Genomic DNA, 24,123 nt, shown 5'->3' with positions numbered 1-24,123 from the left:
GATGACACAATCTCGATCCCGGAGTATAGGTATGAGCGTCCCCAGGCTACCGTTACGGTAGTCTGGTCATAAAGGGTCAAGTATAGACACATGAACAAAAGGAAGCAGTTATTGTGAGCCGCCCCCTGAGCCATTTTTTTGCCTACGTCTCCCGCCTGCGCTGGATAAAGCGCTGGGGGCTGATGCGTAATGCCATTGAGGAAAACGTAGCCACCCATTCCTGGGAAGTGGCGAGCCTTGCCCACGCCCTCGCGCTGATCCGCAACCGGTATTATGGCGGTTCGGTGAACGCCGACCGGATTGCAGCGGCGGCGCTCTATCACGATGCGACCGAGGTCATTACCGGCGATATGCCGACACCGGTCAAGTATCACTCGCGAGTCATGCGGGAAGCGTTCGGAGACATCGAACACAAGGCAGAGGCGGAACTGCTGGCATTGTTGCCGGAGGATCTGAGGGAGGACTTCGCGCCCTATCTGAGGGAGTCCCAGTGGTCGTCAGAGGAGCAGGAGTTGATCAAGGCCGCGGACCGGCTGTCGGCCTGGCTGAAGTGTCAGGCGGAGATTCGCACCGGTAACAAGGAGTTTGAACCAGCCGCCGAGCAGATCGCACGACGGCTGGAACAGGATGGGTTACCCGAGGTTGCCTACTTTATGGAGGTGTTTGCCCCCGGTTACCAGCAACCCCTGGATAACCTGCTGGGGTAGCGCCCGTTCAGGAAGCCGCGCCGGAGGAGGCAACCATGCCGCCGCGCAGGCCATCGCGCTGGACCGACTGGCGCACCAGGTCTTCCGGGCTGCCCGCCAGATCGCGGAACATGCCCATGGAGCCCAGCAGGGCGGACGATTCATACGGTACGAACACCCGCTCGCCTTCCTTGGCCATGTTCGGCAGCACCTTGATGTAGCTCTGCCCCAGAAGGTAGCCGATAACGGTCTGTTTGTTCTCTTCCGATTCGCCCATGGCGCTCAATACCAGGCGAATGGATTCCTGCTCGCCCTGGGCCCGCAGAATGGCGGATTCCTTGTCGCCCTGGGCGTTGAGAATGGCGGACTCGCGCTGACCCTGGGCCATGGCAATGGCTGCTGACTTCTCACCTTCCGCTTCGGTCACGGTGGCGCGGCGCTTACGTTCTGCCGCCATCTGCAGGCGCATGGCTTCTTCCACTTCTTCGGGCATGCTGATGTCCTGAACTTCTACCCGCGTCAGTTTGACCCCCCACTTGGACGCTGCCTCCTCCATTTCCGACTGGATGGCGCTGTTGACCTCGCCACGGGACTCGAACAGTTTGTCCAGTTCCATTTTGCCGACAACCGAGCGCAGGGTGGTTTTCGCCAGTACTTCCACGGCCTGACTCATGTTCGCCACTTCATACACCGCACGGCGGGGATCAATGATCTGGTAGTACAGCGCACCATTGATCTTGACCGTCACGTTATCGGTGGTGACCACGGGCTGGCCGGGGAAGTCCATCACGGTTTCACGGCGATCGATGCGAGTCTCATCCGTGGTGACCGGGTGGTAGTCATCGCCCATGCGTACGTAACGAATCATGGTGATCGGTCGGGGACGTTCGATAAACGGGATGATGATGTTGACGCCGCTTTCCAGTACCCGGTTGAAGGAGCCCAGACGCTCAATAACCATGACCTCGGACTGGCGTACGATCACCAGGCCCTTGGCGATGATCGCGATGCCGATAACAACCAGAACCAGACTGATGATCAGCCCGGGTGACATAAATGCTTCCATACTTGTTACTCCGTGTGATTGACGCTATGGACAACGGCGGTGGTGCCGTCGAATCGTTCAAAAATGACTTCCGTGCCTTCCGGCAATGCCGCTAACCCGGTGTCGCTGGTACGGATCCGGTAGAAATCGCCGTTGACCTTGATGCCGATGGCACCGTCGAAATCCCGTCGCTCACAATGATAGCGACGACCATGTTCAACGCCTGTGCCGGTGGTGCCATAGGCAACGCCTTTGGGTGAAAACCGGGGGCGAATCCAGAGAATGGCAACAGGGACGAGAATGCCTGAAAACACCCCCATACCGACCAATTGCCATTCAAAGGATGCACCCAGAAACGCCAGCACTGCCGTCAATGCCGCTGCGGCCCCCAGCGCCAGAAGCACAAGAACGCCGGAGGCAAGTTCCGCCAGGCTCAGGACCAGCGCCAGGATCAGCCAGACATGTGTGAGACTCCATTCCATACAGGTAATATCCGTCAGTGGTTGGTTTGCAACGTTGCGCCGGATTGTAGCATGGCTCTCAGGGTTGGCCTGAGTGCCCGGAACCGGCGACCTCTAATGCCATGGTCAGGAACCGGACACCTGTTAGAGTAATTACTTTAAAACAAAGAAGAGGCCCCGGCCATGAAAGATCTGAAGAACAAAGTTGCGGTTGTTACCGGTGCGGGTTCCGGCATTGGTCGTTCTCTCGCCAAGTCACTGGCTGCCCGTGGCTGCCGCCTGGCACTGTCAGATGTTAATGAAACCGGTCTGGCGGAAACCGTGAAGGAACTGGATGGCGCGGACGTGAAAACCTACAAGCTGGATGTGTCCAGCCGTGATGCCATTTATGCTCATGCCGAGGAAGTCGCCAAGGATTTTGGCCAGGTCAACCTGGTGATTAACAACGCCGGTGTTGCCCTGTCCGCCACCGTCCGTGAAATGACCGATGATGATTTCAAATGGGTGATGGATATCGATTTCTGGGGTGTCGCCCACGGTACCCGTGCGTTCCTGCCTCATCTGATTGCGTCCGGTGACGGCCATGTGGTCAACGTGTCCAGCGTGTTCGGCCTGATTGGTGTGCCCAAGCAAAGCGCCTACAACGCCGCCAAGTTTGCCGTACGTGGCTTCACTGAAGCCCTGCGTCAGGAAATGCAGCTGGAAAATCAGCCGGTGGCTGTCAGCTGTGTACACCCCGGTGGCATTCGCACCAATATTGCCAACGCTGCCCGTATGGGCAAATCGGAAAATGCCGATGCCCAGCGCAAGGGCTTTGACAAGCTGGCGATGACCACTCCGGACAAGGCAGCCGAAATTATTGTGAAGGGTATCCTGAAGAATGAATCCCGGATTCTGGTGGGGCCGGATGCCTGGGGCATTGATGCCATCAACCGCCTGCTGGGGTCTGCCTACCAGCCGCTGGTAGCAAGATTTTCCCGCAAAAACCTGTATGTCTGAGGTATAATGTAACCTGTAGCAGGTTGCGACTGGACCGCAATCTGCTGTACATTTTACATACAGGATATTACTTCTATACTTGCTGTTCATCTAGGGAAAGAGTCAGCATGAATACGCCTCATCACTCCGATCTGGGGGCTACGCTGGAACTTAGCCGCTCGGGTCTTCGCGACAATCATCGCCGTTCGTTAATGCGGCTGTTGTTTCTGGTGACTGGTTCGTCACTGGTCATTTTTGCCTGCCTGCAGTTACTGAACGGATTCTGGTGGGTCGCAACCATCGAGCTGGCCGCCAGTGCCCTGCTGTTTTTTGGCATGGCCCGCCTTCGTACGTCACCCCACCTGCAGCAATGGATTTATGGGTATCTGGTGACCCTGTTTTCCTTCTTCCTGGCGATCATGGTGCTTCCGGAAGCGTCGGTGTCGGCGTTTGTCTGGGTGCTGATGATGCCAGTGCTGGCTTACCTGCTGCTTGGAAAGTGTGAAGGTCTGATTCTGAGTGTTCCCTTCATGATTGTAGGTTGCGTCGTGTATTTCATACACTTGGGCGATATTGGCAGTGCCCATGTGATGATTGACCTGCTCAATATGGTCCTATGCGGCGCGTTGATGCTTACCTTTGTGCATATGTACGAAGTTCGCAGGGAAGAGGCCGAACAGCGGCTGGTCACCATGGCCCAGACGGATGCCCTGACCGGGCTGGCAAATCGCAACAGTTTTCAGCATAAGCTGAACCGCACCATCGCCGAGTGCGAGCGTAGCGGTACCGGGTTTGCCCTGGTTATCATGGATATCGACCACTTCAAGGTGGTGAATGACAGCATGGGGCATGATGCCGGGGACTATGTGTTGCGGCATATCGGCTCGTGTCTGAGGGAGCGCTTGCGGGGCACCGATTCGGTCGGACGACTGGGCGGCGAGGAGTTTGGCCTGATCCTGCGGGACGTAAAGCCAGCGGATGCGTTTGAGTTGATGGATGAGCTCCGCCAACGTATCGCCGATAGTGAACTGGTCTATGGTGACGTCCCGGTCCGTGTGACGGCTTCCTTCGGTCTTGCCCAGTGGCCCGATCACGGCCGTCAGGCGGAGACCCTGTTTCGTGTGGCGGACCGTTGCCTGTACAGTGGTAAGCGCGCGGGCCGCAATCGTGTGGCGCGCGCGGAACCGACAACACCGAGAGGTGAAATACTGGCTGGCTGAGGGGTAAAGCAGTGTGTGAATTACTGGCTATGAGCGCCAATACCCCGACGGACCTGTGTTTCAGCTTTACCGGCCTGACCCGTCGGGGCGGTGAGACCGGTCCCCACAAGGATGGCTGGGGCGTGGCGTTCTATGAGGGCAAGGGCGTAAGGGCCTTTCATGAATCCGGGGCCAGCGCCAGTTCCCGCATCGCTGAAGTGGTCCAGACACATCCCATAAAAAGCGAGGTGGCAATCTGCCACATCCGCCAGGCCAACGTTGGTGAGATCTGCCTTGCCAATACCCATCCATTTATCCGGGAGTTGTGGGGACGCTACTGGGTGTTTGCCCATAACGGTCAGCTATCCTCGTTCCATGCCCCCAAGGGGTTCTACGAGCCGGTGGGCACAACAGACAGCGAGGCCATGTTCTGCGATATCCTCAACGATCTCCGCAAGCACTGTGACCGTGAGACCCCGGTTGATGAGGTGCTGAATCATCTTGTGACGTTATCCCGGAACTATGCCAGTGAGGGCGTATTCAACCTGTTGTTGAGCAATGGCGACTGGCTGTTTACCTATTGCACGACCAAAATGGCCAGCATTACCCGCCGTGCGCCGTTTGGTCCGGCGCGATTGAAGGATGCCGATGTCACGGTAGATTTTGAATCTGAAACCACGCCTGATGATATCGTCAGCGTCATCGTGACCGAACCGCTGACGACGGATGAGCAATGGGACATTTACCAGCCTGGTGAATGGCGGTTGTGGCAAAGAGGGGAAGTTATTCGGTCGGGTTACGCGCTGGCATAACCCGACCCTGAAGCCGCATGACCGACTGCGGTGATTACTGACTGCAGTGATCACTGAAGGGTACGGCGGTTCCCGTTCTGATACTGGGGCGCGATGTGCGCGCTGATCTGCTCCTTGAAGCTGGCGATCAGTTCGCTGTTATCGTGGTCCCAGGGGTGGAAGCCCGGCTTGAAGTATTCCAGCCACGTCGGGATCAGGCTGGAGAAGGTGCCGTTCTTGCCCCACATACGCCACAGCCCCTTGGCGCTGTCCTTCAGTGAAAAGTGCTTGGGATCGTTCAGCATCATCCGGGTGGTGAAGTAGCTTGCCATCACGCCCAGCATGGCTGTACTGAAGGTCAGGTAAAATGCGCGTTCCGCATAGGTGCCGCCGACTTCCTGGAACACATCGTAGGTTACGGCCTTGTGCTCGGTTTCTTCAATGGCGTGCCACATCCACAGTGGGCGCATGCTTTCGTGCATATCTTCACGCACGTCACTGCGCTCCAGCAACATGTCGGCCATCATGGCAGTGAGGTGCTCAAGGCCGCAGGTGATGGCCAGCTGGTGCCGCTTGGGCAGCTTCTTGGCAATGCCGAGAACCACTTCCAGGTGCTTTTCCAACTCTTCCACTGGCATGCCGCGATCCCGCACGTGCTGGTTCATGGCGTCGTGTTCCAGGGAGTGCATCGCTTCCTGACCGATGAAGCCGCGCATTTCCGCCTTGAGCTTGGGGTCTTCGATCTGGTCCCGGTAATAGCGCACGGAATCCACAAAGAACTGCTCACCCTGGGGGAACAGCACTGACAGAGCGTTCATGGTGTGACTCAGGATGTAGCTGTTATCCAGCCAGTAACGGGGCACCTGTTCGCCGAACTCAAAACCCATACGCTGGGGTTTGATGGAAACGTTATCCGGCGTGTTGGAAGCCGGCGCCCTGGACTCTGCGGTTTTTGTTCTCAGCATGTTCATACTCCTCTGCGACTGAACGCTTTGGCTGATGTCATGGCTGCAGTGTGGGCGAGTCAACGATATCTTTGAATGCGTGAAAGGGACGGCCACCGTTCAGGTTGGGACAGTGGCGGTGGTTTAAATTGACTATGATGACAGTATCACAGGTGCTTCCAGCCCCAGTGCTGCCGTCGCTGGCTTCTGTTAGCATCAGGATAACTTTCCCAAACACCCATAAGGACAACCTATGGCGAACACCAGCCCGGACAAAGAACGGCAAATGCTGGGGTTTTTCCTGGTGCCTGGCGTGTATATGCGAGTCATGGCCGAAACCGTGCGGCAGCTTGGCTACAATGACCGGTCGTTGTACGAGGGCCTGAGTTTTTCAGCGGAAGACCTGAAAGCGAATGACAGCCGGGTGTTCGTGACCGACGCCATTATGATGACCCAGCGTGCGTTGGACCTCGCGGGCAAGGATGGCTTGAGCTTCCTGTTGGCGCGGGAACTGCGGTTGACCATCCATGGCACCCTGGGTTTTGCTGCGCTGACCAGCCCGACGTTTGCCGATGCTCTGGATTCGGTACGCCGCTACCTGCAGCTTCGCGCGCCGTTTCTGAGCATGAGTCAGTCCGAGGCTGGTGATAACGTGCTGGTCCAGCTGCGCACCGAGTTTGATGCACCGGGCCTGTACCCGTTCCTGGCAGAAACCGTGAGCGCCACCCTGATATTGCTGACGGAGCAGTTGCTGGACCGCGAAGATGCCGAAAAGCGCGGGTTTGCACTGACCGACGGCAAATTGCCGGGGGTCACTGTGCATATGAGCAAACCCGAGCCGGATTATTACCCCCGCTTTGCGAATCAGCTGCCGGTGCGCTTCGAGTACGGCAAGCCCGAGGAAATGCTGGTGTTTCCGAAGGATCTGCTGAATGTGCGCATGCGGTTGGCGGATGCAGATGCGTCCCGCATGGCCCGCGAGCAGTGTGAGTTCGAGTTGCAGAAGGCGTTGAAGGATCAGGGCGATATCACCCTGGCGATTCGCAATATGCTGCGGATGACGCCTGGCCCGCTGCCTTCCCTGGAGGCTATGTCGGAGCGTTTTTGTGTGTCGTCGCGGACGCTCAAGCGCCGCCTGGCGGAGAAGGACACGACCTATCGCGAGATTCTGGAGTCGGTGCTGAAGGACCGGGCGATTCAGTTGCTGCGGTATACCAATCAGTCGGTGAGTGAGATTGCCTACGAGCTGGGTTATGCCGATCTGTCCAATTTCAGCCGGGCCTTCCGCAAATGGACCGGGAAGTCGGCCAGCGAATTCCGCGAAGATGGGCCTGATCCGGCGCCTGAGCTGGGGCCCTGAACTGGGGGATGGGCATGGGGTGGTATCTTTTTTCAATGGAAAAAGAACTCGCTACGCTCAGACACCTTTGTTCCATTGAAAAAAGATACCACCCCATACCCTCGCGGAAATCAGGAGTAGCCTCCGTAGGTCGGGTTAGCGAAGCGTAACCCGACAACCCCAGCCACCCGCTAATCCAGGAAACACCATGTCACTCGAAAAAGACACCCACAGTAAACTATTCGGTTACCTCCTCTGGATCTTCGGATTTCTCGGATCCCATCGTTTCTATTACGGCAAACCGATAACCGGCACCATCTGGTTCTTCACCCTGGGCTTGCTGTTTATCGGCTGGATCATCGACCTGTTCCTGATTCCGGCCATGGACCGCGAGGCGGATCTGAAATTCCGGGACGGCGAGGTCAGCTACAACATTGGCTGGCTGCTGCTGACCTTTACCGGCGTGTTCGGCCTGCACCGGATGTATATGGGCAAGTGGATTACAGCGATCCTGTATCTGCTGACGGGCGGGCTGTTCCTGATCGGCGTGCTCTACGATTTCTGGACGCTTAACGACCAGATTTCCGAGCGGAACCGCGAAGTTAAATTCGACTGATCTCTCACAGAGAGATACTCCGAAGTATGACGAGACCTTCTGCTGCCTTCTTCCAAAACCGTAGAGGGCCAGGGATGGCCCGATCCGAGCCCACAGGGATGTGCTTGTAGGCGTGTTTTGGAAGAAGGCAGCAGAAGGTCTCAGCCACCTAAAGTTAGTTCCCCGCAGCGACTTCCAGTTCCCTTAACCCCTCTTCCAGATAATCCAGCATCCGCTGCAGGCTCGGCAGTGTGCGGCGGCAGCCGATGAGGCCGAATTCGATCTGGTCGCGGTAGCTGGTCAGGGTCATGTTCAGGGCCAGTCTGTCCATGGCGATGGAGACCGGGTACATGCCTTCCATTCGGGCGCCGTTCCAGTAGCAGTCTTCGGAAGGCCCCGGCACGTTGGAAATCACCACATTGAAGGTCTGCCATTTCGGGGCCATACCCGTGAGCAGATTGAACGCCGCCGGCGCGAGCGACAGTGCGGTGTAGTTCAGGATCTCCTCGGAGGACATGGTCGAGTAGCGATCCTTGGCCAGTTTGACATCCTGATGGATGTGCATCAGCCGGTTGGCAGGGTCGCTGAGATGCGTGCCCAGAGAAGCGAGGATGATACCGACCTGGTTGCCTTCGTCACTGTCATCACGGCGCAGGGATACGGGCACCATGGCGATCAGCGGTTGCTCCGGCAGGGCATCCTGGTTCATCAGGTAGGTCCGCAGGGCACTGGCGCACATGGCCATGACCACATCGTTCACCGTCACCCCGTAGGCCTGACCTACCGCGCGAATACGTTTCAGGCAGTAGGACTGGGCCGCAAAGCGGCGGGAGCCGGTGATCTTCCGGTTGAGAATGCTGCGGGGGGCGTGAAAGACGGAATCGTACGCCGGATCCTTGCGGGCCTGGTTGACCGTTTTCAGTAGTTCCCGGGCCACCGTGGGCACCGTGCCCAGCTGTTTGCCGGATTCCCCGATCAATTGTCCGATGCTTCGCCACAAGGACATCCCTCCCTCTTCCGCTGAACGCCGGGTCCTCGGGGGCAATGCCCAGATCGGGGGCATATCACGCTGTTCGGGATCAGAGGACAACATGCGTTGGGCCATGCGCATGGCGGAAACGCCATCCACCAGGGAGTGGTGAATCTTGGTGTACACCGCAAACTGGCGATCCCTCAGGCCCTCAATCAGGTGAAATTCCCACAGTGGCCGCTCGCGATCCATCAGGTGAGAATGCTCCGCCGAAACAAACGACAGCAACTCCCGAACACGGCCCGGTGTCGGTAGTGCCTCAAAGCGGAAGTGATGTTCCAGGTCCAGGTGTTCATCCTTCACCCACACCGGTTGCGCGAACCGGCTGTCCAGACGACGGTCAAACGGCGATGTCACCGTGGAGTGGTCACGGAGCTGGTCCGCAAGCCGTGCCACGTAGTCATCCGGCGCATCCTCCGGAAAGGAAAACAGCTGGAGCCCCCCGACATGCATGGGCTGCTGGCGCTTTTCCAGCCAGAGAAACATCTGATCTGTAGGGCTGAGTGGCTTCACGGGGCCATCCTTGTTGTTGGATTTTCCGTGATCTTACCTTAGCCGTGATGGCAGGGAATTGACCACTGGTAACCCCCTGCCGGGAAAAATGGCAACCAGCTCCCGCCGACGTTGCGATCAGGCTGCGACGGTTTCCGATTGACTCACCGGTACTTCCAGCCTGATCTGATCTCCATCCAGCAATACCGGGTAGGTTTTGATACTCACGCTTTCATCCTCCAGGCACTGACCGGTGATCAGGCTGAAGTGTTGTTTGTACAGTGGGGAAGCCACCACCGGTTCACCCTTGATGTCACCGGTGATGCCCCGGGCCAGCACGTTCGAGCCACTGAACGGATCGGTGTGACTGACAGCAAACAAAGCCGGCAGACGATGCGGCAGGTAGAACACCGCCACCGGCCCATCTTCGGTCCAGACCGCAACTCCGGATTCCGGCACCAGATCTTCAACCTTACAAACCACATCCCAGCTAGTACGAGCTTTCATAACAGTCTCCAAAGCAATCTTTTGATATCTCTGTATGGTCACGTGAGTGACGGGTATGGGGGTGTTTTTCTGTCAGGAAAAAGGTGTCTGAGCGAAGCGAGTTCTTTTTCCAGAAGAAAAATACCCCCATACCCCTCGCTCCACCCCCAAGCCAGCAGGCTACGAAGCAACCTCAGTCTCAAGAACAGGCCGCCGCTGATCCCGCTCAGTAGTCCACTGCTGCACCGGATCCTTCTTCTCCGGCGCATTGACGAACTCGCGGAAGCGCTTGCGCTTCTCCGGATCTTCCACCGCCGTTTTCCATTCGCACTGGTAGGTTCCAACAATGCTTTCCATGTGCTCTTCCAGTTCCTTGCCAAGACCCAGACTGTCTTCCAGCACTACCTCTTTCAGGTAGTCCAGACCACCTTCCAGGTTCTCCATCCACACACTGGTGCGCTGCAGGCGATCGGCCGTGCGCACATAGAACATCAGCACCCGGTCAATGGTGCGGACCAGCTCCTCGTCGGAAAGGTCAGTGGCAAACAGGTCGGCGTGGCGCGGGCGCATGCCGCCGTTACCGCAGACATACAGGTTCCAGCCATTCTCGGTGGCGATCACCCCGATATCCTTGCTCTGGGCTTCGGCACACTCACGGGTACAGCCGGACACCGCCATCTTGATCTTGTGTGGCGAACGCAGACCTTTGTAGCGCTCCTCCAGGAAGATCGCCATGCCCACACTGTCCTGTACGCCATAGCGACACCAGGTACTACCGACGCAGGATTTCACCGTACGCAGGGACTTGCCGTAGGCGTGACCGGTTTCAAAGCCGGCGGCGATGAGCTTTTCCCAGATCTCTGGCAGCTCGCTCAGGGTGGCGCCAAACAGGTCGACCCGCTGGCCACCGGTGATCTTGGTGTAAAGGTTGTACTCCTTGGCCACCTCACCCAGCACGATCAGCTTGTCCGGAGTGATTTCACCGCCAGGTACACGGGGCACAATGGAATAGGTGCCGTTCTTCTGCATGTTGGCCATGAAGGTGTCGTTGGTGTCCTGCAGCGGCACGTGGTCGGTGGCCAGGATGTGCTCATTCCAGCAGGTCGCGAGGATCGAGGCGACGGCCGGCTTACAGATGTCGCAGCCATGGCCCTTGCCGTGTTCCCGGATCAGCGTCTGGAAGGTACGCACACCGTTGACCTTCACCAGATGGAACAGCTCCTGGCGGCTGTATGGGAAGTGTTCACAGATGTCTTTGCTCACTTCCACGCCGCGCTTTTCCAGTTCGTTGTCCACAACGTTCTTCAGCAGTGCCGCACAGCCGCCGCAGCCGGTACTGGCCTTGGTTTCGCTTTTTACGCTACCCAGGTCGCTGCAACCGGCATCAATCGCGCCGCAGATATCGCCTTTGGTGACGTTGTGGCAGGAACATATGGAGGCAGTTTCCGGCAGGGCATCGGGGCCCAGGGCTGGGGCACCGCCCTCGCTTTCCGGAAGAATCAGGGTTTCCGGGTTGTCCGGCAGGGTGATGCCGTTGAGGGCATACTGCAGCAGAGTGTCATAGGGACCGTTATCACCCACCAGAATGGCACCGAGCAGGGTCTTACCGTCCTCGCTGACCACCATGCGGCGGTAGTGTCCGGCCTGCTCGTCGTTGAAACGGATATTGCGGGCACCCGGGGTCTGTGCGTGGGCATCGCCAATGGAGCCCACATCCACGCCCAGCAGTTTGAGCTTGGTGCTCATGTCGGCACCGGTAAAGGCGGCCTCACTGTCACCGTTGAGTGCGGAGGCCAGAGTGCGGGCCATGGTGTAGCCGGGAGCGACCAGACCGAAGATTTTGCCGCCCCACAGGGCGCATTCGCCAATGGCGTGAATGTGCGGGTCGGAGGTGGTGCACTGATCGTTGATGACGATGCCGCCTCGCTCGCCAATGTCCAGTCCGCTGGACCGGGCCAGGGCGTCCTGGGGGCGGATACCGGCGGAGAACACGATCAGGTCGGTTTCCAGATGGCTGTCGTCGCTGAAGTTCATCCGCAGGCGGCAGTCCTCACCTTCGACAATCTCGGTGGTGGCCTTTTCGGTGTGGACCTGAACGCCCAGTTCCTCAATCTTGTGCCTGAGCAGGGCACCACCGTCGGTGTCGAGCTGCACCGGCATCAGGCGCGGGGCAAACTCCACCACGTGGGCATCCAGCCCCAGGCTCTTGAGGGCATTGGCTGCTTCCAGGCCCAGCAGGCCGCCGCCGACCACAACACCGGTTTTGACGCCCTTGGCGCTGGCGCGGATGCTGTCGAGGTCCTCCAGGGTGCGGTACACCAGACAATGGGGGTGCTCGTTGCCCTTGATCGGTGGCACGAACGGGTAGGAACCGGTGGCCAGCACCAGTTCGTCATAACCGTAGGTACCCTCGGGGGTGGTCACGGTCTTCTGGTCCCGGTCAATGGCGGTGACCTGTTCGTCCAGATGCAGGTCGATGTTGTTCTCTGCATACCAGTCGGCGGTGCCCATGGCCAGGTCGGCATGGGTAGAGCCGCCAAAATACTCGGACAGGTGGACGCGGTCGTAGGCCAGCAGTTTTTCTTCGCCGAACACCTTGATATCGAAGCGGTCAGCGGCAGCCGAACCGGTCAACTGCTCAAGAAAATGGTGACCCACCATGCCGTTACCGATCACGATCAGGGTTTGTTTGCTCATGGTATTTCCTCTCTCTTTCACTGACGGCATCAGGCGGCGTCGCAGTAATGTTTGCCAAAGGCCAGGTGGGCCCGGACAGGGCTGATGTCATCGGCCTGTTGAATGCGTTCGCTGTACCAGGGGCCGTCCGTGGTTTCACCGAACAGGACCGCGCCGGTCAGGCGCTGGTTGCGGATCAGCAGGCGGCAATAGCGATTGGTTTCATAGTCTTGCCAGACCACCGACTCGGTATCGCCGTCCGGCTGTGTCTGGCCACAGGAAAAAATCGGAATGCCGCTGATCTTCAGTCGCGTGGGAATGACCGACGGTTCAAAAGCGGCATCGCTGTTGGCATCGCAGAGCACCTGGGCAAGCACTTCAGCCTGCTGGTAACCGGGCTCCACCAGTCCAAAGGTCTGATCGCTGATCTGGCAGCACTCGCCAACGGCATAGATATTCGGATCGCTGGTGCGCAGCCGGGTATCAACCTGGATGGCGCGATCACAGTCCAGACCAGCATTCCGGGCCAGTTGGGCGTTGGGTGAAATGCCGGCGGCGATGACCACCAGGTCGGTGCTGATCAGGGTTTCATCGTCCAGCTGAACCGCACGGATGGTGTCTCTGCCCAACAGGGCAACCGGGGAAGTATGGGTGCGGATAGCGAGGCCCCGCTCTGTCAGGGCATCTTCCAGCAGGGCACCTCCGGTCGGGTCCAACTGGCGGTTGAGCAGGTGGCTGCTGCGATGCAGCACGGTGACGGACATACCCCGGCTGCGCAGACCTTCGGCGGCCTCCAGGCCCAGGAAACCACCGCCGATGACCACAGCCCGCCGGTGGCGCTGGCTGATCTCGATCAGCTTACGGGTGTCCCGCAGGTCGCGGAATCCGACCACGCCGGCCATCTCTTCGCCGGCAATGCCGAGACTGGCTGACCGAGAGCCGGTGGCAATCACCAGGCGGGAGTATTCCTGCACCATACCGCTGGTAGTGGTGACCGTTTTTGCCTCGCGGTTGATGGCGGTGACGGGATCCCCCTGATGCACCTCGATGTGGTGCCGCTGATACCAGTCGGGCTGCTGCAGCTTCAGGCTGTCCTCGCTGGCATCCCCGGCCAGCAGCGCCGACAGCTGGATGCGGTTATAGGCCGGGCTTGCTTCGCCATTGAACACAACAATCCGGCTGAATGGCTGGTGCGGTTGCGCAACCAGTTTTTCCAGCAGTCGTTGTGCCACCATGCCATGGCCGCAGATAACGAGGGTTTGCCCTGCCCCGGTAGTCATGTCTGCCATCCCTTTTTCAATCGATTTTCAGCCCAACAAAAAAAGCCGGAGCATCTCCTCCCCGAAGGGACTGGATGGTCCGGCGCCAATGCCAACAACAATGATCTGATGGTCCGGCCAATCCATGGCCGGGACGTTCTTCCCTGTTCTACCCTCTATCCACTGCTAACTCCGTGCCAGTTTTATGAAGTCAATGTAAACAATGGCTTAGGCGTTTTCTTCCGCAGGCTGCACTTCTGGTGTGCGCTCGGACGGGGCGGTGTGCACCGTGAAGGTGCCCGATCGCTGCTCCTGTTCATCTGCGTTTGATTCGGCGTCGGATTCGTCCCGTGGAGCGTTCACTTTGCCCGGAAAGCTCTGCTTCTCATACAGGAACGACAACACCGCCTGCCGGTAATGCACATACTCCGGATGGTCCGCCAGGGCGACCCGGTTGCGTGGCCGTGGCAGCTCAATGTGAAGCTCTTCCCCCACCGTGGCGGCGGGGCCGTTGGTCATCATCACGATGCGGTCGGACAGCAACACCGCCTCATCCACATCGTGGGTGATCATGATCACGGTGCTGTTCAGGTCCTGCTGGATCTCCATCAGCGAGTCCTGCAGGTGTGCCCGGGTCAGCGCATCCAGTGCCCCGAAGGGTTCATCCATCAGCAACACGCTGGGTTTCATCGCCAGCGCCCGGGCAATCCCCACCCGCTGGGCCATGCCCCCGGAAATCTCGCCGGGGCGTTTGTCGAGGGCGTGCCCCATGTTCACCAGGTTCAGATTGTGCAGAATCCAGTCACGTCGCTCGGCCTTGCTCATGGTCTTGCGGAACACCTGCTGAACCGCCAGCTCGACGTTTTCATACACCGTCAGCCACGGCATCAGCGAATGATTCTGGAACACCACCGCCCGTTCCGGCCCCGGCGTATCCACCTCGTGCCCGTCCAGCACACAACCGCCGCGGGTGGCCTGCAGCAGTCCGGCGACGATATTCAACACCGTGGATTTGCCGCAGCCGGAGTGACCGATCAGCGAGACGAACTCCCCTTTACGGATTTTCAGGTCCACGTTTTCCAGGGCGACAAACGGACCCGTGGGTGTATCGAAGGCCATTTGAACATTGGTTAATTCAAGATGTGGTTTGTTATTCATTCCAGGCAACCTTTTTTTGAATAAGTAACATGATCCGATCCAGCAGGAATCCGATGAAGCCGATGGCGAGCACCGCCACCATGATCCGGCTCAACGACTGACTGCTGCCATTCTGGAACTCATCCCAGACAAACTTCCCCAGCCCCGGGCTCTGGGCCAGCATCTCGGCGGCGATCAGCACCATCCAGGCAATGCCCAGGGAAACCCGCAGGCCGGTGAAGATCATCGGTACCGAAGACGGCAGCACCACCTTGCGGACATGGGTCCAGAACGACAGCCTCAGGACCTTCGATACATTCAGCAGGTCGGGATTGACCGCTGCCACGCCGACACTGGTGTTGATCAGGGTCGGCCACAGGCTGCACAGAGTCACGGTGATCATCGACGTCAGAAACGATTTCTCGAACATCGGATCGTCACTGACATAAGTGGCTGAAACCACCATGGTCACCAGAGGCAGCCAGGCCAGCGGGGACACCGGTTTGAAGATCTGGATCAATGGGTTCATCGCCGCCGAAAAGTGACGATTAAGCCCGATCACAATGCCCATGGGCACGGCGATCAAAGTTGCCAACAGGAAGCCGGCAAGCACGGTGCCGAGACTGGTGGCGATCTGGTCAAAGAACGTGGGAGCGCCGGGATAGGAGCGAATCCTGACCTCTGCCTCCGGATTTTCGGCCAGAATGCGTTCGTTGCGCTGCTCCTGCATGGTTACGAACTGTGCTGCGCGTTCCCGCTGGTTGCTGTGTTCCTGCCACAACTGGCCGGACTGCTCCAATACCGCCGCAGGGCCCGGAAAGGCTCCCAGGGAGGTCTGCACCTGAGGCGCGGCGAGGTGCCAGAAGCCCAGGAACAGCAGGATGCCGAGAACCGGAAGCAGCAACTGGCGACCGGCTTCGGCCAGATGGCGTGGGGACAGTGTGTCGGTCAGCGCCCGGAGCCAGCGAGGGGTCTCCGGTGTCTGATCGGTCTGGCTGAGTGTGGTCATGGGATCTCTCCTGACAGTCACGTGGTTAAGGGGTTTGCGACCCTTTCAGGCCGATGTCGAAACTGTCGATGTAGGCGTTCGGCTCCCGCGGGGTGAAGGCGACGCCGTCAATCAGCTCACCCTGGTAGGGGCGGGCAAAGTTTTCGGCGTCCAGGTCCGGGAAGTCTTCGGCGCTGAGGGTGCCATCCTCGATCAGTGAGCGGGCGGCTTCCTTATAGATGTCCGCGCGGTACACCCTGGCAGCGGTTTCCATGTACCAGTCGTCGGACTTGGGTTCCGGAATCTGTCCCCAGCGACGCATCTGGCTCAGGTACCAGATGGCATCTGAGGGGTATGGGTAAGTGGCGTAGTGACGGAAGAACACGTTGAAGTCAGGCACCTCACGCACGTCGCCTTTCTCGTACTCGAAGGTGCCGGTCATGGAGTTGGCGATGACTTCCTCATCGGCGCCGACGTAATTTGAACGGGCGAGAATCTTCACCGCCTGTTCCCGGTTGGCGTTGTCATTGTCATCCAACCAGTGGGCGGCGCGAATCAACGCACGCAGCAGGCGCAGGTGGGTGTTGGGGTATTGTTCGGCCCAGGTTTCGGTTACCCCGAACACTTTTTCCGGGTTGTTGGGCCAGATCTCGTAATCGGTAATCACCGGCACGCCGATACCCTTGAACACCGCTTGCTGATTCCAGGGTTCGCCGACGCAGTAGCCCTGGATGGTGCCGGCTTCCATGGTGGCGGGCATCTGCGGTGGCGGCGTCACTGACAGGTGAACGTCTGCTTCCAGTGTGCCGCTGGTATCACCACGCTGGGGCGCGTAGTAGCCGGGGTTCAGGCCACCGGCGGCCAGCCAGTAACGCAGTTCATAGTTGTGGGTGGACACCGGAAACACCATGCCCATACGAAAGCGCTCGCCTTCGTTGCGGTACTGCTCAATGACCGGTTTGAGGGCGGATGCACTGATCGGATGCGCGGGCTGACCGTCGTCGTTATTGCCGATATGCGGGCGCATCTGTTCCCAGACATCGTTGGAGACGGTTATGCCGTTGCCGTTCAGGTCCATGCTGAAGGCGGTGATGATGTCGGCCTGGGTGCCGTAGCCGATGGTGGCTCCCAGTGGCTGGCCGGCCAGCATATGGGCGCCGTCCAGTGAACCGGTGACGACGCCGTCGAGCAGGACTTTCCAGTTGGCCTGGGCTTCGAGTTCCACAAACAGGCCTTCGTCCATAAAGAAGCCCTGTTCCCAGGCGACGGCCAGCGGCGCCATGTCGGTGAGCTTGATAAAGCCCAGTTTCAGATCCGGCTTCTCCGCCGGTCCGATGTCGGCCTGAACCGTGCCGGTCCCGCCCATTATCAGAATTGTGAATGCCAGTGTCTTCAGCTTCATAGCGCTCTCCCGTAGTTTCCTTTCCCCAAACAAAAAACGCCCGCTCCCCACTGATGGGAAACAGGCGTCGATGCCCGGGAAACCTGGTTGGTTATCGGAAAATGTTATCTGTAGATGTGTTTGCAGGGGGTGTGCCAGGTTTTTATTGAATTGAATTTAAAGGATTTTTGTTCGTTTCTTTAGGTTGGCGAGAGCGGCTGGAGCGGTTGATGGGAGCGGTTTTGGTGCGTCAGGCTTCGTTTGCGGGCACGGTCGGAGCGGACTGCCAGTCGTGAATCTGTTCTCCAAGCAGGGAATCGCTGGAGACATCCACTGGACCGAACTGACCGTTCATGGTGAACGGCCTCGGATGCCTGCCCTCGGTTTTACTGTCGATTACCGGGGTATCAATACCCAGGGATCCTGCAGCGTCGCGGAACACATCGGGGCGGAAGATGCGCTGTATCGAGGCCGTGTCGATCCGTGACAGCTGTTGTTGATGGGCGATCAGGCGTGTGGCCAGCCAGTGGGCCTGGGAAAGCCAGGGGAAGTTTGCCGAGTTGCGGAAAAAATGCTGGTGCAGTTGGGGGTGAAACGGGCTGTTGTCACCTTCCGCGTGCACGGGAAACTGTTCGCCAATGTTGCGATCGAAATACTCACCGAGGTACTCCGGGCGGGCGAGGATCCGTGCCAGCATGGCGTGATTGTTCGGGCTGTCCAGCCAGCGACAGGAAGCCAGGAGCGCCCGTATCAGGTGGCGGTGCATTTCCTGGTGCTGTTCGGCCCAGTCGGCCCGGAGTCCCATGACCTTCTCGGGAGCGTTCTGCCAGATCTGGTGCCCGGAGTGCAGAATGCGACCCAGTTCCCGGCTCTCAAGCACGCTGTTCCAGGGTTCACCGACACAGCAGCCTTCAATGGCGCCGCTCTGCAGGGCGTCCATCATCTGGACCGGTGACACCGGGATAATATGGAAATCCTCGCCGTTGACGGCGCCGGCGGAATCGAGCCAGTCACGGAGTTGCAGGTCATGGCTCGACCACGGGGCAACCGAGGCCAGCCGGATGGGCTTCTGGCGTTTTCTCGCCAGCTGCGTTAATGCACGGGCGGTTTCGATAGGCTGCCCGAGATCAACGCCGGACAGGGCAATGTTCTCAAACAGATCGTTGCCCAGGGTTATGCCGTTGCCGTTGCGGCTCAGCACCATACTGGTTGTCACCGGTACCCTGGGGCGGTCGGTGGCCAGGGACATGCTCAGGGGCATGGGGGCGAGCATATGCCCGCCTTCCAGAAGGCCAAAACTGACCTTGTCCCGGAGCGAGGCCCAGGAACTCTCACGAATGAGTTCGACCCTCAGGCCCTCGGCCTCGAACAGGCCCATTTCCTGGGCCATGATCAGGGGCGCGCTATCGAGCAGCGGAACAAATCCGAGCCTGAGGTGAAAAACCGTACGACCGCGGATGGGCGTGGGCATGGCCATGGGATCAACTCCCCCGTGTTGGGTCAGGACGCCTGCCTGACCGCGGGCCTGGTCGTTTGCCGTTCCAGCAGGGTGATGATTCGCCGGGCCATGTCCGGCAGTCGTTCGCTGTGGTCCATGGCTGCTGAACGTAGCATCTGGAACGCGGTGTCTTCATCGCAGTTTTCGTGTTTCATGATCAGGCCCTTGGCCTTCTCAATGAATTTTCTGTCCTCCAGTGCCCCGCGGGTTTCCGCCAGCTCCGTCCGCAGTGCCTGAAAGGATTCGAACTGGGCGATGGCGGAATCTATGATCGAGCGCACGCTCTGGGGCTTGATGCCGTCCACCACGTAGGCGCTGACGCCAGCGCGGACTGCGGCCTGAATGGTGGCGCGGTCTCCGGGTTCGTCCGCGGAAAAGACGATGGGGCGGGGCGCGTGATCGTTCAGCGTGCTCATGTTCTCCAGGGTGTCCCGATCCGGTGAATCCATGTCTATGATGACCATGTCCGGCTGGTCACGGGCGACGGCGGCTGTCAGCCCGGTGGCGTCGGGACGCTGTCGGATCACTTCGTGGCCGCTGTGAGTCAGGGCCGCACACACCTTGCTGGCCCGCTCCGGATTATTGTCGATCAGTAGAATTCGCAAAGACTCTGATGACTGCATGACGTTTCCTCAATGTTCGTTGCGCGGAATAACAGGGATACCGCGGTATTGCGCAGGTCTGGGGTCCGCTTCCGGACGTTTGTGACCAGAGTGGAGCAATTTATCTGCCATGGATGGCCAGTGATGGGAAAAACAGTCAGTTAGGCGGCAGCAGGGGCATCTGTCACCGTCCCGAGATGCGCGGATATTGCCTCGCGCCTGTGCATAGAACGCCCATTGTGCACCAGAATGTGGCCGGCTCCGTGGCCGTGGGCCGCAACTCCATCTCCCGATTCGTTGGTTATCAGGCACTTTGCGAGGCTGGCCCCCGATTTGCTACAGGTTTGTCAAAGGTTCTTTCCAGACTGAAAGATTTGAACAGACCCAGGCAATGAAGCCCGCCAGGATTTCGAGACCATCACGGCCGGAACCCTGCCGGGCTTTTTTGTTGCGCTTTCTCCGGTGGAGCAGACATGTTGGTGCCTCTGAGTGATCACGAAAACGGAACAAAAACGACCTGCCCTTATTGCGGGGTGGGTTGCGGTGTAGTGGCTTCGGGTGCCGGAGAGCCGGAAATCACCGGCGATGACAGTCACCCGGCGAATGTCGGGCGCCTGTGCGTCAAGGGTGCCAGCCTGGGAGAAACCCTGGGCGACGACGGCCGCCTGCTGGCGCCCAAAGTGGATGGCGCCACCGTGGCCTGGCCGGAGGCGATTGATACGGTGGCTGACGCGATCAGGACGTCCGTAGAGACACACGGCCCTGCCTCGGTTGCCTTCTACCTCTCTGGCCAGCTGCTGACCGAGGACTATTACGTGGCCAACAAACTGGCCAAAGGGTTTATCGGTACCCCGAACGTGGACACCAACTCCCGGCTTTGCATGTCATCGGCGGTGGCGGCCCACAAACGGGCCTTTGGTGGCGATCTGGTGCCCGGCTGTTACGAGGATATTGAACTGGCGAATCTGCTGGTCCTTGCCGGCAGTAACGCGGCCTGGGCACATCCGGTGCTGTACCAGCGCATGAAAGCCTCCGCCCGGGCGGGCCGGAAGGTGGTGGTGATCGATCCCCGGCAGACCGCCACCAGTGAGCTGGCGGACCTTCACCTGGCCCTGAAACCCGGAACCGACACCATCCTGTTCAACGGGCTGCTGGTATGGCTGGCGGCAGCCGGGGCGATTGATGGGGCCTTTGTTGCCGATCATTGCCACGGATTCCAACAGACGCTGGCCGCCGCCCGGGCGGCCGCACCCACACCGGCGGCGGTGGCCGAGGCCTGTGACCTGCCCCAGGAGGATGTGGAGACCTTCTATCGCTGGTTTTCCGAAGAGCAGCGGACGGTGACGGCATTCTCCCAGGGGATCAATCAGTCCGTTGCCGGTACCGACAAGTGCAACGCCATCATCAACTGCCACCTGGCGACCGGCCGCATTGGCAAACCCGGGGCCTGCCCCTTCTCCCTGACCGGTCAGCCCAACGCCATGGGCGGTCGGGAAGTGGGTGGTCTGGCGAACACCCTCGCCGCCCACATGGATTATGACACCCCGGGCGCAAAGGACCGTGTGGCCCGCTTCTGGCGCTGTGATTCCGTTGCTGATGGGCCGGGTCTCAAGGCCGTTGACCTGTTTGATGCGGTGGAGCGGGGAGACATCAAAGTCTTATGGGTGCTGGCCACCAACCCGGCAGTGAGTCTTCCGGAATCCGGGCGGATTCGCCGTGCGCTGGCCCAATGCCCCACGGTGATCGTGTCTGACTGCACGCAACACACCGACACCACGGAATACGCCAATATTCTGCTGCCCGCCGTGGGCTGGGGTGAAAAAGACGGTACGGTGACCAACTCGGAACGGCGCATTTCCCGCCAGCGCCGATTCCTGCCGCCAGCGGGAGAGGCAAAGCCTGACTGGTGGATTCTTTCTGCGGTGGCGGGCCGCCTGGGTTATCGGGAATTCTTCGATTACGACGGCCCGGCGGATATCTTCCGCGAACATGCAGCGCTCTCCGGATTTGAGAACCGGGGAGAACGGGCCTTTGATATTTCCGGGCTGGCGGACCTGAATGATGAAGCCTATGACGCCCTGGTGCCGACCCAGTGGCCGGTGACCAGCCACGCCGACGCCGGCACCAGCAGGCTGTTCACCGACGGTCAGTTCGCAACTGCCGACGGCCGCGCCAGGCTGGTGCCGGTGGAAACGCGATTGCCGGAGCAGTCGCCTGACGCCGAGTTCCCGATGATCATCAATACCGGGCGGATTCGTGACCAGTGGCACACCATGACCCGGACCGCGTTGGCCTCCCGGCTGCTTGCCCATCGCTCCGAGCCCTTCATGGATGTTCACCCGAAGGATGCCAGGGCGCTGGGTGTTGAAGAGAATGGATTGGCCACCCTGGAGGGTGACCATGGACGTTTTGTCGGCCGGGTTCATATCAATCCCGGGCAACGGCAGGGTGAGGTTTTCCTGCCGATTCACTGGAACCGGCAGTTCACCGGGGATGGGCTGGCCACCGCCCTGACTAGCAGCATTGTTGACCCGGTTTCCGGTCAACCGGAAGCCAAGCATGGTCGTGCCAGGCTGACGCGCTGGCCGGCACGGTGGCACGGCCGGTTATTGGTGCGCAAGAACCGGCCCCGGCGCTGGCAGGCCGATTATTGGGCCATGCAGCCGCTGGAGGCCTGCTCGAGTTGGTGGCTTGCCGGGCGCACGAACGTGGACTGGCCCGCCATGGTGCAGGAATGGCTTGGGGGGGCACCACAATTGGTGATGCAGGACGAGCGCCAGGGCCGGTTCAGGGCCGCCCGACTGTCGCAGGGTAAGCTGGAGGCGGTGCTGATGGTGGAGCGGGACCCAACGCTTCTGCCCCCGGTGGACTGGCTTGCCGACTGTTTTACCAGGCCGGAACTGGACGAAGCAACTCGTCGCTGCCTGCTTGCGGCCCGAGCCGTCGACACCGAGGATATTGGTGCGCTGGTTTGCAGTTGTTATCAGGTCGGAGAGAAGCAGATCTGCCGGGCCATTGAGGCTGGAGCCACCAGTGTTGCGCGGTTGGGCGAAGAGCTGCAGTGCGGTACCGGTTGTGGCTCTTGCCTGCCGGAGTTAAGGGGACTGGTCGACAAGCACAGTGCCGGCTCGCCCAGAACCCGGGTCGGGGAGCACGCCGGTTAACGGCCCGGTCTACTCAGTAACGATACTGGCACCCGGTAACGAAGCCCGCGTGAGGGGCCCGTCCCTGCCACGGTACAGGTCTTCCGGTTGACCCGGATGATTTCGCCCTGGTGCTGATGGCGGCCGCTGCCGAAGTGGACCGCATCGCCTACCTGCCAACTGGCCGCCAGTTGTTGCGGCGGGAGGATGTCGAATGGATCGTGAGGCAATTCAAGCCCCTGCCTCCGGGCCTGATCCGCCAGGTAACTCCGCGCGGCCCCGGCGCCACCACTGGCATGAAGCTGGTCGAGAATGTCATAGAAGTGATGGTTGTGTACCGAGCCGTGAAAACGCTTGCCAGCGCTGTGTTGCAGCAGGTGGGCAAACTCATGGCAACAGGTGTGGGCCAGCAGGTTGAGAGTGGTCAGCTCGCCACCAAAGTACCCCCGCCGCTGGATTTCCCGGGTTGAGAGCCACCCCATGGCGGTCTCGGCCTGCTGCTTGGCCATGATCATCCGAACACCATAGGTAATCTGATGTTGCCGGGTGCGGGAATCGTACCGGTGGTAGGTGGCCTGGCCGGAGCCGACCCGACACTGCAGGGCGTCATTTGTGGTTTGCTGGCTTACCCACTGCTTTGCCGGAGCCCAGAGGATTTCCCGGGTGGTGTGGCACATCAACTGGCCAATGGCTCGTGCGGTGTGGCGTTCGGGCATCATGAATCTGGTTTGGCCATGGGATTCGAAGGGGCTGGTGGTTCAGATCCGATCATACCTGCAATTCAAGCGGTGGTAAAAACAACAACGGCCAGCATGAGCTGGCCGTTGTTGTGGCGGAGTCGGGTACCCGATCAGCCTTCGATCGGCGAACGCCAGTCGTCCGCACCGGAAGTGCCTGCAACGGCGTGCTCCCAGGTTACCTTGCGGTAGGACAGGGATACCTGAACAAGCTGGGTGAAGTCAGCGTTGTCGGCATCCTGGCAGTGAGGCATGTTGCAATCGATGTCGATGATGGTGGCATCTTCCAGGATGGTGGAGAAGAAGTGCTCCTGTTTGCCCTCAACGGAGGTGCGGTACCACTTCAGCTCTACCTTTGGCAGCATTTCGCCGGAAGCCAGGGCGTTGTACATCAGCGGGGTGGCCTTGTTCAGAGCGGAGGTGAACTTGAACGGCTTGTGAACGCGCTGACCGGAAGGCTGACCGGACTGGGGATCAGTCGGAACGGTTACAACGTGGCTGAATTCCTGAACCAGCACTTCGTCTTCGTGACCTTCAACGTAGATGTTGCCTACGGAGTCGGAAGTGAATGCGCCGGCGGTGATGTTGCCCTGAGTCTGGCCTTCGATGCTGATATAACAAGGAGTTGGCATAGTCTGCTCCATGACGTGTGAATG

21 protein-coding genes are annotated in these 24,123 nt (G+C 59.5%); 7 read left to right on the top strand and 14 right to left on the bottom strand.

The window, feature by feature from the left end:
* Positions 1-113 precede the first annotated feature (113 nt).
* Positions 114-707: a 5'-deoxynucleotidase gene (gene yfbR, locus ACQUWM_RS15945; protein ID WP_407001793.1), complete on the top strand. Its 594-nt coding sequence runs from the start codon at positions 114-116 to the stop codon at positions 705-707.
* Positions 708-714: 7 nt separating this feature from the next.
* On the opposite strand, the gene ACQUWM_RS15940 is transcribed toward yfbR, so the two are convergent.
* Together ACQUWM_RS15940 and ACQUWM_RS15935 are read right to left on the bottom strand one after the other, a co-directional pair.
* Entirely contained in the window at positions 715-1,752 is a 1,038-nt protein-coding gene (locus ACQUWM_RS15940; protein WP_407001794.1) for an SPFH domain-containing protein, read from the bottom strand.
* A 5-nt stretch (positions 1,753-1,757) separates the two neighbouring features.
* Positions 1,758-2,213 carry an NfeD family protein gene (locus tag ACQUWM_RS15935; RefSeq protein WP_407001795.1) on the bottom strand — a complete coding sequence of 152 codons (456 nt, stop codon included), beginning with the start codon at positions 2,211-2,213 and terminating at the stop codon, positions 1,758-1,760.
* Positions 2,214-2,375: 162 nt separating this feature from the next.
* Here ACQUWM_RS15935 and ACQUWM_RS15930 point away from each other — a divergent pair, with 162 nt between their 5' ends.
* The 3 genes from ACQUWM_RS15930 to ACQUWM_RS15920 all read left to right on the top strand — a co-directional run bounded on the left by ACQUWM_RS15930 (position 2,376) and on the right by ACQUWM_RS15920 (position 5,181).
* On the top strand, positions 2,376-3,191 hold the full coding sequence (locus tag ACQUWM_RS15930) for an SDR family NAD(P)-dependent oxidoreductase (protein ID WP_428922807.1): 816 nt from the start codon (positions 2,376-2,378) through the stop codon (positions 3,189-3,191).
* 107 nt (positions 3,192-3,298) lie between these two features.
* Positions 3,299-4,390, top strand: a complete 1,092-nt coding sequence (locus ACQUWM_RS15925) for a GGDEF domain-containing protein (RefSeq protein WP_428922806.1) — start codon at positions 3,299-3,301, stop codon at positions 4,388-4,390.
* 11 nt (positions 4,391-4,401) lie between these two features.
* Entirely contained in the window at positions 4,402-5,181 is a 780-nt protein-coding gene (locus ACQUWM_RS15920; protein WP_428922805.1) for a class II glutamine amidotransferase, read from the top strand.
* 50 nt (positions 5,182-5,231) lie between these two features.
* Here the strand turns inward: ACQUWM_RS15920 and ACQUWM_RS15915 are convergent, their stop codons facing one another.
* Positions 5,232-6,125 carry a metal-dependent hydrolase gene (locus ACQUWM_RS15915; protein ID WP_407001800.1) on the bottom strand — a complete coding sequence of 298 codons (894 nt, stop codon included), beginning with the start codon at positions 6,123-6,125 and terminating at the stop codon, positions 5,232-5,234.
* A gap of 232 nt (positions 6,126-6,357) precedes the next feature.
* Between ACQUWM_RS15915 and ACQUWM_RS15910 the strand changes: the two genes are divergently transcribed.
* Both ACQUWM_RS15910 and ACQUWM_RS15905 read left to right on the top strand, forming a co-directional pair.
* On the top strand, positions 6,358-7,464 hold the full coding sequence (locus ACQUWM_RS15910) for a helix-turn-helix domain-containing protein (protein WP_407001801.1): 1,107 nt from the start codon (positions 6,358-6,360) through the stop codon (positions 7,462-7,464).
* Between the two features lie 187 nt (positions 7,465-7,651).
* Positions 7,652-8,059, top strand: a complete 408-nt coding sequence (locus tag ACQUWM_RS15905; protein ID WP_428922804.1) for an NINE protein — start codon at positions 7,652-7,654, stop codon at positions 8,057-8,059.
* A gap of 154 nt (positions 8,060-8,213) precedes the next feature.
* Here the strand turns inward: ACQUWM_RS15905 and ACQUWM_RS15900 are convergent, their stop codons facing one another.
* From ACQUWM_RS15900 to ACQUWM_RS15860, 9 genes are all read right to left on the bottom strand, one after another.
* The gene (locus ACQUWM_RS15900; RefSeq protein WP_428922803.1) at positions 8,214-9,581 is read right to left on the bottom strand and encodes a WS/DGAT/MGAT family O-acyltransferase; all 1,368 of its coding nucleotides are present in this window, start codon (positions 9,579-9,581) and stop codon (positions 8,214-8,216) included.
* A 117-nt stretch (positions 9,582-9,698) separates the two neighbouring features.
* Positions 9,699-10,067 carry a nitrite reductase small subunit NirD gene (gene nirD / locus ACQUWM_RS15895; RefSeq protein WP_428922802.1) on the bottom strand — a complete coding sequence of 123 codons (369 nt, stop codon included), beginning with the start codon at positions 10,065-10,067 and terminating at the stop codon, positions 9,699-9,701.
* A 159-nt stretch (positions 10,068-10,226) separates the two neighbouring features.
* Positions 10,227-12,743, bottom strand: coding sequence for a nitrite reductase large subunit NirB (gene nirB, locus ACQUWM_RS15890; RefSeq protein ID WP_428922801.1), 2,517 nt, complete (start codon positions 12,741-12,743; stop codon positions 10,227-10,229).
* Between the two features lie 29 nt (positions 12,744-12,772).
* Positions 12,773-14,002, bottom strand: coding sequence for an NAD(P)/FAD-dependent oxidoreductase (locus ACQUWM_RS15885; protein WP_428922800.1), 1,230 nt, complete (start codon positions 14,000-14,002; stop codon positions 12,773-12,775).
* A gap of 207 nt (positions 14,003-14,209) precedes the next feature.
* On the bottom strand, positions 14,210-15,100 hold the full coding sequence (locus ACQUWM_RS15880) for an ABC transporter ATP-binding protein (protein ID WP_428922818.1): 891 nt from the start codon (positions 15,098-15,100) through the stop codon (positions 14,210-14,212).
* A 31-nt stretch (positions 15,101-15,131) separates the two neighbouring features.
* Positions 15,132-16,127, bottom strand: coding sequence for an ABC transporter permease (locus ACQUWM_RS15875; protein WP_428922799.1), 996 nt, complete (start codon positions 16,125-16,127; stop codon positions 15,132-15,134).
* Positions 16,128-16,152: 25 nt separating this feature from the next.
* Positions 16,153-17,508 (bottom strand): CmpA/NrtA family ABC transporter substrate-binding protein, encoded by a 1,356-nt coding sequence (locus ACQUWM_RS15870; RefSeq protein WP_407001815.1) that lies wholly within the window; start codon positions 17,506-17,508, stop codon positions 16,153-16,155.
* A 229-nt stretch (positions 17,509-17,737) separates the two neighbouring features.
* Positions 17,738-18,964 carry a CmpA/NrtA family ABC transporter substrate-binding protein gene (locus tag ACQUWM_RS15865; RefSeq protein ID WP_407001817.1) on the bottom strand — a complete coding sequence of 409 codons (1,227 nt, stop codon included), beginning with the start codon at positions 18,962-18,964 and terminating at the stop codon, positions 17,738-17,740.
* A 23-nt stretch (positions 18,965-18,987) separates the two neighbouring features.
* Positions 18,988-19,608 carry an ANTAR domain-containing response regulator gene (locus ACQUWM_RS15860; protein WP_407001819.1) on the bottom strand — a complete coding sequence of 207 codons (621 nt, stop codon included), beginning with the start codon at positions 19,606-19,608 and terminating at the stop codon, positions 18,988-18,990.
* A gap of 452 nt (positions 19,609-20,060) precedes the next feature.
* On the opposite strand from ACQUWM_RS15860, the gene ACQUWM_RS15855 reads away from it, so the two are divergent.
* Positions 20,061-22,751, top strand: a complete 2,691-nt coding sequence (locus tag ACQUWM_RS15855; protein WP_428922798.1) for a molybdopterin-dependent oxidoreductase — start codon at positions 20,061-20,063, stop codon at positions 22,749-22,751.
* On the opposite strand, the gene ACQUWM_RS15850 is transcribed toward ACQUWM_RS15855, so the two are convergent.
* Positions 22,748-23,446: a hypothetical protein gene (locus ACQUWM_RS15850; RefSeq protein ID WP_428922797.1), complete on the bottom strand. Its 699-nt coding sequence runs from the start codon at positions 23,444-23,446 to the stop codon at positions 22,748-22,750. The two genes, ACQUWM_RS15855 and ACQUWM_RS15850, sit on opposite strands and share 4 nt — an antisense overlap.
* Before the next feature lie 134 nt (positions 23,447-23,580).
* Complete coding sequence (locus tag ACQUWM_RS15845) at positions 23,581-24,099, bottom strand: Hcp family type VI secretion system effector (protein ID WP_406986594.1); 519 nt, start codon at positions 24,097-24,099, stop codon at positions 23,581-23,583.
* Positions 24,100-24,123 lie beyond the last annotated feature (24 nt).

The sequence above is a fragment of the Marinobacter sp. DUT-3 genome (assembly GCF_050379435.1).
In the GTDB taxonomy this organism is placed as follows: domain Bacteria; phylum Pseudomonadota; class Gammaproteobacteria; order Pseudomonadales; family Oleiphilaceae; genus Marinobacter.
Note: the sequence above shows the minus strand (reverse complement) of the source record. Positions and strands in the feature narration are given on the sequence as shown.

What these genes read in the sequence shown, in the direction of transcription:
- ACQUWM_RS15850 (WP_428922797.1), bottom strand. Translation starts at nt 23,446, where the DNA reads ATGCCCGAACGCCACACCGCACGAGCCATTGGCCAGTTGATGTGCCAC.
- ACQUWM_RS15910 (WP_407001801.1), top strand. Translation starts at nt 6,358, where the DNA reads ATGGCGAACACCAGCCCGGACAAAGAACGGCAAATGCTGGGGTTTTTC.
- ACQUWM_RS15940 (WP_407001794.1), bottom strand. Translation starts at nt 1,752, where the DNA reads ATGGAAGCATTTATGTCACCCGGGCTGATCATCAGTCTGGTTCTGGTT.
- nirD (WP_428922802.1), bottom strand. Translation starts at nt 10,067, where the DNA reads ATGAAAGCTCGTACTAGCTGGGATGTGGTTTGTAAGGTTGAAGATCTG.
- ACQUWM_RS15875 (WP_428922799.1), bottom strand. Translation starts at nt 16,127, where the DNA reads ATGACCACACTCAGCCAGACCGATCAGACACCGGAGACCCCTCGCTGG.
- ACQUWM_RS15845 (WP_406986594.1), bottom strand. Translation starts at nt 24,099, where the DNA reads ATGCCAACTCCTTGTTATATCAGCATCGAAGGCCAGACTCAGGGCAAC.
- nirB (WP_428922801.1), bottom strand. Translation starts at nt 12,743, where the DNA reads ATGAGCAAACAAACCCTGATCGTGATCGGTAACGGCATGGTGGGTCAC.
- ACQUWM_RS15905 (WP_428922804.1), top strand. Translation starts at nt 7,652, where the DNA reads ATGTCACTCGAAAAAGACACCCACAGTAAACTATTCGGTTACCTCCTC.
- ACQUWM_RS15925 (WP_428922806.1), top strand. Translation starts at nt 3,299, where the DNA reads ATGAATACGCCTCATCACTCCGATCTGGGGGCTACGCTGGAACTTAGC.
- ACQUWM_RS15935 (WP_407001795.1), bottom strand. Translation starts at nt 2,213, where the DNA reads ATGGAATGGAGTCTCACACATGTCTGGCTGATCCTGGCGCTGGTCCTG.
- ACQUWM_RS15880 (WP_428922818.1), bottom strand. Translation starts at nt 15,100, where the DNA reads ATGGCCTTCGATACACCCACGGGTCCGTTTGTCGCCCTGGAAAACGTG.
- ACQUWM_RS15915 (WP_407001800.1), bottom strand. Translation starts at nt 6,125, where the DNA reads ATGCTGAGAACAAAAACCGCAGAGTCCAGGGCGCCGGCTTCCAACACG.
- ACQUWM_RS15885 (WP_428922800.1), bottom strand. Translation starts at nt 14,002, where the DNA reads ATGACTACCGGGGCAGGGCAAACCCTCGTTATCTGCGGCCATGGCATG.
- ACQUWM_RS15930 (WP_428922807.1), top strand. Translation starts at nt 2,376, where the DNA reads ATGAAAGATCTGAAGAACAAAGTTGCGGTTGTTACCGGTGCGGGTTCC.
- ACQUWM_RS15855 (WP_428922798.1), top strand. Translation starts at nt 20,061, where the DNA reads ATGTTGGTGCCTCTGAGTGATCACGAAAACGGAACAAAAACGACCTGC.
- ACQUWM_RS15860 (WP_407001819.1), bottom strand. Translation starts at nt 19,608, where the DNA reads ATGCAGTCATCAGAGTCTTTGCGAATTCTACTGATCGACAATAATCCG.
- ACQUWM_RS15870 (WP_407001815.1), bottom strand. Translation starts at nt 17,508, where the DNA reads ATGAAGCTGAAGACACTGGCATTCACAATTCTGATAATGGGCGGGACC.
- ACQUWM_RS15865 (WP_407001817.1), bottom strand. Translation starts at nt 18,964, where the DNA reads ATGGCCATGCCCACGCCCATCCGCGGTCGTACGGTTTTTCACCTCAGG.